Origin of the sequence: Nitratidesulfovibrio liaohensis (assembly GCF_011682075.1) — a bacterium.
Classification (GTDB): Bacteria; Desulfobacterota; Desulfovibrionia; order Desulfovibrionales; family Desulfovibrionaceae; genus Cupidesulfovibrio; species Cupidesulfovibrio liaohensis.
In genome coordinates this window covers 1-8,771 of sequence record NZ_VSMK01000039.1, presented here as the reverse complement: position 1 = coordinate 8,771, position 8,771 = coordinate 1, and the positions used below count along the sequence as shown (strand labels likewise).

The following is an 8,771-nucleotide window of genomic DNA, read 5'->3' as shown; positions in this document are numbered from 1 at the left end:
CGGACTTTCGCCCGACGCCGTGGGCTTCGTGGCCATGCAACTGGCCACTGCCGCCGCCCGCCGGGTGCAACGCGCCGTGGCCCCGTCCCTTGCCCCGCATGCCGAAGGCTGGACCCACGGCCACTGTCCGGTATGCGGCACGGCCCCCAAGCTGGGGGTACTGCGCGGTGAAGGCGGCCAGCGCTGGCTGGTCTGCGCGCTGTGCGACCATACCTGGCGCCACCAGCGCACCGCCTGCCCCTTCTGCGGGGTGGACAAGCCGGACAACATCACCCTGCGCTACGTGCAAGGCTTCGAGGACGAGCGCGCCGAGGCCTGCGCCTCCTGCCGCCGATACATCCTGGCGGCGGACCTGCGCCACCGCAGCAGCGACGTGCCATCGGTGCTGCCGCTGGGCATGGCCCACCTGGACATGCTGCTGCAGGAAAAGGGCTTCATGCCGGGCGGCGTGGACGACACCACGCGGCCTGCCCGGCCAGGCGGATCAGGCAAGGCTCCCGGCGCAAAAGCCTCTGCCTGACGCGGCAACCACGACCGGCCTCACAACCACGACCGGCTTCACAACCGCGACCAACCTCCGGCGCATGTCTGGAACGCACATATGCGGCGGCAATACCGGCACGCGGCAACCACTCGGAAAAACACCACCTGACCAGCGCCCCGAGCGGCATGACGGCACCGACCGCCATGCCCGCCGGGGCGCTCTTGCATGGATGGTTTCACGGATAACCGGTCAGAACCACCAGATCGGGCCACATGTGCGCCTGATGGCCCTCTTTTCAGGGCTGATCACACAAGCATCTGCGTTTTCAACCCTTCAGGCGAGCACCATGCAAAACCTCATGGCAAACTAAAAATACCCACAAATAACCACAACGCACACCTTGATCGCTTCGCGCTGTGACAAAGCCTGCGCATATGCTGCATTTAACTCACTGTTTTCTATTAATATTTTCTTGTTTTAACCAGGAAGCCTGTTAAGGTGCCCCCAAAAGATACGATGCGAAGGTGGCATCAGGCCATCTTCTCCGGCAGGCCCAAGGGTCGTACCGGTCGCGCGGCGCCAGCAGGCCCGTGCGTCCGCCCCGCCAACCTGCGGAACCGCGACGGCGCCCATTCCCGTGCACGCCCGGCGGCATCGTGTCGTATCCCCTCCATCGGCGGGGGGACGCGCGCGACCGCGCGCACGGTTTCGCGGACTCTGCATGGAGGGTCCACCGGACCTTCCGGATTCTGTGAGGGGCTTTAACAAGGAGTGGAACATGAACACTACGCGGCGGAGTTTTCTCAAGCTCATGGGCGTGAGCGCTGTCGGCCTCTCGCTCGGTCAGCTTGGGTTCGATCTTGCTGAAGCGCAGGCGTATGCCAGCAAGCTCAAGATCGAAGGCGCAAAGGAAGTGGGCAGCGTCTGCCCCTTCTGTTCCGTCTGTTGTCAGATCATTGCCTACGTGCGCAACGGCAAGCTCGTTTCGACCGAAGGCGACCCGGACTTTCCGGTGAACGAAGGGGCGCTGTGCGCCAAGGGCGCGGCCCTGTTCTCCATGTACACCAACCCGCACCGCCTGACGAAGCCGCTGTACCGCGCTCCGTTCAGCGACAAGTGGGTGGAGAAGGACTGGGACTGGACCCTGAACCAGATCGCGCGCCGCGTTAAGGACACCCGCGACAAGGACATGGTCCTCAAGAACGAAAAGGGCCAGACCGTCAACCGCGTGGATACGCTTTTCATGATGGGTACCTCGCACGCCTCCAACGAGGAATGCGCCGTCATCCATCAAGCCATACGAAGCCTGGGTATGGTCCAAATGGACCACCAGGCCCGGGTCTGACACAGTCCCACTGTTGCGGCTCTGGCAGAGTCGTTCGGTCGCGGGGCTATGACGAACCACTGGATCGATATCAAGAATAGCGATGCAGTGCTCATTATCGGCAGCAATGCCGCGGAACACCATCCTGTCGCCTTCAAGTGGGTCATGCGCGCCAAGGAAAACGGCGCCGTGCTCATGCACGTGGACCCCAAGTTCTCCCGCACCTCGGCACGCTGCGATTTCCACGTGCCCCTGCGTTCGGGCACGGACATCCCCTTCCTGGGCGGCATGATCAACTACATCCTTGAAAAGGAACTCTTTTTCAAGGAGTACGTCTTCAACTACACCAACTTCGCCTTTGTCGTCGGCAAGGACTACGAGTTCAACGACGGCCTCTTCAGCGGGTACGACCCCAAGACCCGCAAGTACGACCAGTCCAAGTGGGCCTTCGAAAAGGGTCCCGACGGCGGCCCGGTCATCGACGAAACCCTCAAGAACGAGCGTTGCGTCTTCAACCTGATGAAGAAGCACTACTCGCGCTACACGCTGAAGACCGTCTCCGACGTCACCGGCGTGTCCGAGGAAAACCTGCTGCGCGTGTACGATGCGTTCTGCGCCACCGGCAAGCCGGACAAGGCGGGCACCATCTTGTACGCCCTGGGCTGGACCCAGCACACCGTGGGCGTGCAGAACATTCGCGCCTCGTCGCTCATCCAGCTGCTACTGGGCAACATCGGCATCGCGGGCGGCGGCATCAACGCCCTGCGCGGCGAACCCAACGTGCAGGGTTCCACCGACCACGGCCTGCTGTACAGCTCGCTGCCGGGCTACCACAACCTGCCCGTTTCCACCTGGCAGACCCTGGCCGACTACAACAAGGCCAACACCCCGGTCACCACGGTGAAGAACAGCGCCAACTGGTGGAGCAACCGTCCCAAATACGTGGCCAGTCTGCTGAAGGGCTGGTACGGCGACGCGGCCACGCCCGAGAACGACTTCTGCTACGAATATCTGCCGAAGCTCGAACCGGGCGAAGACTGCTCGTACATGTACGTCATGGACAAGATGTACCATGGCAAGATCAAGGGCGGGTTCATCTTCGGGGTCAACCCCATGAACAGCTTCTCCAACACCAACAAGATGCGCGCGGCGCTGGACAAGCTGGACTGGCTGGTCTGCTCCGAACTGCACAATTCGGAAACCACCGACAACTGGAAGCGCCCGGGCGTCGATCCCAAGACCAAGAAGACCGAGGTCTTCCTGCTGCCGTCCGCCCACCGTATCGAAAAGGCGGGCACCATCAGCAACAGCGGTCGCTGGTTGCAGTGGTTCGACAAGGCCGTGGAACCCGGCGGACAGGCCCGCAACTTCGCCGACATCTTCGTGCCGCTGGTCAACAAGATCCGAGACCTGTACCGGAAGGAAGGCGGCATCCTGCCCGACCCCCTGCTGAAGATGCACTGGACCGAAAAGTTCGATCCGGAAGAATGGACTCGTCGCATCAACGGGTTCTTCTGGGCCGACACCAAGGTGGGCGACAAGGAATACAAGCGCGGCCAGTTGGTGCCCGCCTTCGCCCAGTTGAAGGATGACGGTTCAACCTCGTCGCTGAACTGGATCTACGCCGGCAGCTTCACAGAAGAAGCCGGCAACAAGTCCAAGAAGCGCGACGCCAGCCAGACGCCCATGCAGGCCAACATCGGCCTGTTCCCCAACTGGTCGTGGTGCTGGCCGGTAAACCGTCGCATCCTGTACAACCGCGCCTCGGTGGACCTGAACGGCAAGCCGTTCAACCCGAAGCGCGCCGTCATCGAATGGGACGGCTCGAAGTGGATCGGCGACGTGCCGGACGGTCCGTGGCCGCCCATGGCCGACAAGGAGAAGGGCAAGCTGCCTTTCATCATGACCAAGGACGGCCAAGCCCAATTCTACGGCACCGGCCGCGTGGACGGTCCCTTCCCCGAGCACTACGAACCCGCGGAAACCCCGCTGGACAGCCACCCGTTCTCCAAGCAGCTGTCCAGCCCGGTGTACAAGTTCCACACCTCGGACATGGACCAGATGGCCAAGGCGGCCGACCCCAACTACCCGTACGTGCTCACCACCTACAGCCTGACGGAACACTGGTGCGGCGGCGGCGAAACGCGCAACGTGCCCAACCTGCTGGAAACCGAGCCTCAGCTCTACATAGAGATGAGCCACGAGCTGGCCAAGGAAAAGGGCATCAACAACGGCGACGGCGTGATCGTGGAAAGTGCGCGCGGGCGCGTGGAGGCCATTGCCATGGTCACCGTGCGCATCCGGCCCTTCACCATCCTGGGCAAGACGGTGCACCTCGTGGGCATGCCGTTTGCCTACGGCTGGACCACGCCCAAGTGCGGTGACTCCACCAACCGCCTTACCGTTGGCGCGTACGACCCGAACACCACCATTCCCGAAAGCAAGGCCTGTCTCGTCAACTTGCGCAAGGCCGACAAGCTGACCGAAATAGCCTAACCGGAACAGGGCGCGCCCCGCCGCGGGGCGCGCCCCCTCCAAGGAGCACTACGATGCCCAAGGCATTTTTAGTTGATACAACCCGATGCACGGCATGTCGCGGCTGCCAGCTGGCCTGCAAGGAATGGCACGACCTGCCCGCCAACGCGACCAAGCAGCGCGGTTCGCACCAGAATCCGCCGGACCTCAACCCCAACAACCTCAAGATCGTCCGCTTCAACGAACGGATGACCAAGGAAGGCGTTGTGGTCTGGAACTTCTTCCCCGACCAGTGCCGCCACTGCATTACCCCGGTATGCGTGGACGTGGCCGACATGGCCGTGCCTGGTGCCATGATCAAGGACAAGAAGACCGGCGCCGTGCTGGCCACCGAGAAGTCGGCCAAGCTCAGCCCCGCCGACGCCAAGGCGGTTGCCGAGGCCTGTCCGTACAACATCCCCCGCATCGACCCCAAGACCAAGCGCATCACCAAGTGCGACATGTGCTTCGACCGCGTGTCCGCGGGCATGCAGCCCATCTGCGTGAAGACCTGCCCCACCGGCACCATGGTCTTCGGCGAGCGCGAGGAAGTGCTGGCCGTGGCGCAGAAGCGCCTTGCGTTCGCCAAGGAACGCTTTCCCAAGGCCCATCTGGTGGACATGGAAGACGTGAGCGTCATCTACCTGCTGGCGGAAGAGAAAGAGCATTACTACGAGTACGCCGGTTTCATGTAGCAGGCTTGCGGGCGCCTTGCGCGCCGCGTTCACCCTCTGAAGGAGGCCCCGGCCTCCGGTTCTCGTGGAGCATTCATGGCCGCCAAACACCAAAGTGTCGCGGATACGCTGGCTGATGTCACTGCCCGTCGTCCTGTCCTTGAACCCGTGCTGCGGGCCTTCGAACCCCTGCTTTCCGCCGGTGATGCACTGGCCGGAAAGCTGGCGGAGTCCGTGCGCGATGCGGGCCTGCGCCTGCCGGAGATCCAGTGGGATCGTGCCCAGCAGGGGGTATCCCTGCTGGCGGGCGTTTCCCTGGCCGGCGCTGCCGGGCCCATGCGCCAGGCGGCGGAAGAACTGCTGCCGCTTCTGACCACCATAGAGGCGGTAGCGCCGCACGCGGAAGCGCTGCGGGCGTTCTTCCTGCGCCCGGTGGAAAACCCGGCGGAAGCCCCGGTGGACTCCAATGACAGCCGCGACGCCCTGGCCGAGGCCGTGGTGGCGGGCAGGTCCATCGAATCCATCGCCAGTGATGGCGGCGTGGATCCGGAGGTGCTTGCGTTCGTCACCGGCTTCGTGCTGTCGCCGGTGCTGCATGCCATGGTTGCCAACGCCCTGCCCGAAGACGGGGAAGCCCCCTGGGACAGGGACGGGGCATGGCAGCAGGGCTACTGCCCGGTGTGCGGCGCCTTTCCCACCATCGCCTGGCTGGACAAACCCATGCTGGACGAAAGGAACGCCTACCTGGCCGGTGGCGGCGGCAAGAAGCATCTGCATTGTTCGCAATGCGGAACTGGCTGGAAGTTCCTGCGGGGGGCCTGCCCCTCGTGCGGAAAGGAGGCCAGCGGCACCATGGAAATGCTGCGCGAAACCGAAGCCGCCCGAGGCGAACGGCTGGACTGGTGCACCAAGTGCAACACCTATTGTCCCACCGTGGACCTTCGGGAACGCGAGGCCGTCCCCAATCTGGACGCCCTGGCCCTGGGCATGATGCATCTGGACATGGTCGCGGCGCGCAAGAAGTTGCGCCCGCTCAGACCTTCCTTCTGGAATATGTATTGAACAGGAGCACCTTGATGAAATACCTGGTCATCTCCCTGTTTGCACTGACCTTGCTCGTGGCGGGCACGTCCCTGGCGGCAGACGCCGGGGACGCCGCCAAGGCCCCGAAGAAGGCCATAGAGCTGAAGCACGGCACCTCCAAGCGGATGCACGTGAAGTTCAACCACACCTCTCACAAGGACGTTGCGTGCGAGCAGTGTCACCACGACACGCCCGACCCCGCGAAGCCCTTTGCCTCGTGCACCAACAACGACTGCCATGCCACCCCCGGCCCGCGCGAGCGTGACACCATGAGCATGTTCGTGGCGTACCACGCCAAGGACACCGACCGTTCCTGCTATGGCTGCCACAAGCAGATGGCCAAGGACCATCCCGAATTCTCGGGCTGCCGTCCCTGCCACATGAGCGCGCAGGCCAACAAGGACGCCGCGCCCAAGAAGAAGTAGCCTTCACGGCACGCATGTACCGTACGGCCCGCACCGTATGGTCACCACTGCCCACCAGCGCCGACCGGACACCCGGTCGGCGCTTTCCGTGGAAGGGGCTGTCGCCCGGCGACGGATGGTGCCACATGATGCCCGCCTGGCGGTGCCCGCAACGGGAGACTGGCGGGACTGGGGGGCCTGAACGAAACCGGGAAGGAACCGGGACGGAACGGGGGCGGCGCCGGGACGGAATTGGGGTAGAATGGGGGCGAAGCCACGAACGGATATGCGGATGGAGCCAGCCGGGAGAAACCGGCAAACCGGACCGGCCAAGGCCGGTTTTCATTGCCCCTCGATTATGTCATTATGAGCACGTATGCTTGGACCAGCACATACCCTTGCCAGTCACGCGACCCATGCAGAGCGTGACCCGCGCGGGATGCACACACCGTATTGGCCGCACCGGCGGCGGTTTCACCACCTACACGGAACACGCGCATGAGCACCTCTCCCCTTCGCCCCGCCCAAGCCGATGCCCCTCCCCCCCCCCGCCCGACCGTTCGCCTGCACCTGTGGCTGGAGGAGGATGGCGAAATGGTCTTCGGCATGGGCCGAGCCATGCTGCTGCTGGCCATCGACGAACACGGATCGCTGAAAAAGGCGGCAGAGGCGCTGGGCATGTCGTACCGCGCCGCGTGGGGCAAGCTGAAGCAGACCGAAACCGCCCTTGGCCTGCGCCTGGTGGAAAAGGCGGGCAGCAACCGCGAAGGGTACCGACTGACCACCACGGGACGCGAGGCCATGGACCGCTTTCGCGCGTGGTTCGCCACCGTGGAACGGTGTGCCGTGGAAAGCGCGGCCACGGTGCTGCCGTGGCCGGTCCGCCAGTTCGAGGACAAGGTGCCGGACGGCAAATAGACTGCCGGGCTGGCCGCCCTTCCCGCCATGTGGCCCTTCCGGCCTTTCGCCTTGCCGCATTCGCATCTTCCCGCCCCATGCCGGAATACCCGGCACGCCCGACATCCGCGCATGCCGGACATGCCGGGCACGTCACCCGTGCAAGTCACCCGGACACACCATCCTGTGCGCCGCCCTCATGCCGCCTCAGCCTCCAGCCCGATGTTGCCCGCTCGCCGGACTTGACGATACCCCCTTGCTGTCGCACCTGATAGGGACGGCCTGACATTTTCGGTCATGGCCCGCTCGCGGTCCGCCCATGGTCCGAGAGCGGACCGAGCGTGGCCGGTTCATGACCGGTTGGGGCGCATCGCGTCCGCTCCATTCCCCGGCACCTCGCAGCAAGGAGTCCCATGCACACGTTCCTTCCCCGTGCCCTGTTCCTGTTCGCAGCGGTTTTGTGCGCCAGCCTGTTCGTGTTCATCGGTGGGCAGGTGCTGACCCTCTCCGACATGGCAGCGCGCCTTCATCCGCTGCTGGGCCAGGCTGTTTTCTGGGGCGGCATGGTTGCCTATTTCGGCGCGTTGGGCTGGCTGGGGGCCACCTGGTTCCTGCGGCCCCGTCCGCTGGTCCTGCCGCAAAACCCCACGCCGGATGAACTGCACGACTACCTGCGCCGCCTGACCGCACGCCTGCGGGCCAACCCGCACCTGCGCGAAGGCGGCGTTGCCCACATGGCAACCGGGCCTGCCTCCGCGACGGCGGGCACCAGCCGTGCCCAGGGCTCTCCCCCGGTTACGGCGGAAATGGCCGAAGCCGCCGCGTTGCTGCGCGCGCTGGATGCCGCCGCCCTGCGCGAAACCAAGCGCACGGCGTCGCGCATCTTCCTGTCCACGGCGGTGGCCCGCAACGGCAGGCTGGACACCCTCATCGTGCTGGTATTGCTGGCGCGGCTGGTGTGGCGCGTGTCGTCCATCTACGACCAGCGGCCCCACCCGCGCGACATGGTGCGGCTGTACATCAACGTGGCGGGCACGGCTCTGGCGGCGGGCGCGCTGGAAGAAGCCGGGCTGGAGGAACACGTCCACGCCCTGCTGGGCCCGCTGCTCACGGCATCGCCACTGGCCTCGGTGCCGGGGGCCTCGCACGTGGGCACCCTGCTGGCCGCCGCGCTGGTGGATGGCTCCGCCAACGCGCTGTTGGCCCTGCGGGTGGGCATTGTCACCCGCAACATGCTGTCGCAGGTGCTGCCCGGCTGCCCGGCACGCCAGAATCCCTACCGCGAATCGGCGGCCCTGCTGGGCCGCATGACCGCCGGACTGGTGCGCGCCGTGGTCAAGGCCGCCATGGGCGGCGTGGCCTCCGGCATCCGCTCGGGGATCGAGGGCACC

The 8,771-nt window shown here is 64.9% G+C and carries 7 protein-coding genes; all 7 read left to right on the top strand.

From position 1 onward, the window contains the following. Positions 1–520, top strand: a 520-nt coding sequence (locus tag FVW27_RS01820) for a formate dehydrogenase accessory protein FdhE (RefSeq protein ID WP_167122226.1), incomplete at its 5' end; no start/stop codon positions are given. A 742-nt stretch (positions 521–1,262) separates the two neighbouring features. After that, positions 1,263–4,304, top strand: coding sequence for a formate dehydrogenase-N subunit alpha (gene fdnG / locus FVW27_RS01815; RefSeq protein ID WP_167122224.1), 3,042 nt, complete (start codon positions 1,263–1,265; stop codon positions 4,302–4,304). A 53-nt stretch (positions 4,305–4,357) separates the two neighbouring features. Beyond that, entirely contained in the window at positions 4,358–5,017 is a 660-nt protein-coding gene (locus tag FVW27_RS01810) for a 4Fe-4S dicluster domain-containing protein (protein ID WP_167122222.1), read from the top strand. Positions 5,018–5,092: 75 nt separating this feature from the next. Then, positions 5,093–6,058 carry a formate dehydrogenase accessory protein FdhE gene (locus FVW27_RS01805; RefSeq protein WP_167122220.1) on the top strand — a complete coding sequence of 322 codons (966 nt, stop codon included), beginning with the start codon at positions 5,093–5,095 and terminating at the stop codon, positions 6,056–6,058. A 14-nt stretch (positions 6,059–6,072) separates the two neighbouring features. Then, a complete protein-coding gene (locus FVW27_RS01800) occupies positions 6,073–6,504 on the top strand; it encodes a formate dehydrogenase subunit gamma cytochrome c-553 (protein WP_167122218.1) in 432 nt (143 codons plus the stop codon). Between the two features lie 477 nt (positions 6,505–6,981). Next, entirely contained in the window at positions 6,982–7,401 is a 420-nt protein-coding gene (locus FVW27_RS01795) for a winged helix-turn-helix domain-containing protein (RefSeq protein WP_167122217.1), read from the top strand. Between the two features lie 392 nt (positions 7,402–7,793). Further along, on the top strand, positions 7,794–8,771 hold a 978-nt coding region (locus FVW27_RS01790), incomplete at its 3' end, for a DUF697 domain-containing protein (protein ID WP_167122216.1).

Bases quoted from the DNA above. Each gene is read 5' to 3' on its own strand.
- FVW27_RS01810 (WP_167122222.1), top strand. From the start codon at position 4,358: ATGCCCAAGGCATTTTTAGTTGATACAACCCGATGCACGGCATGTCGC.
- FVW27_RS01805 (WP_167122220.1), top strand. From the start codon at position 5,093: ATGGCCGCCAAACACCAAAGTGTCGCGGATACGCTGGCTGATGTCACT.
- FVW27_RS01800 (WP_167122218.1), top strand. From the start codon at position 6,073: ATGAAATACCTGGTCATCTCCCTGTTTGCACTGACCTTGCTCGTGGCG.
- FVW27_RS01795 (WP_167122217.1), top strand. From the start codon at position 6,982: ATGAGCACCTCTCCCCTTCGCCCCGCCCAAGCCGATGCCCCTCCCCCC.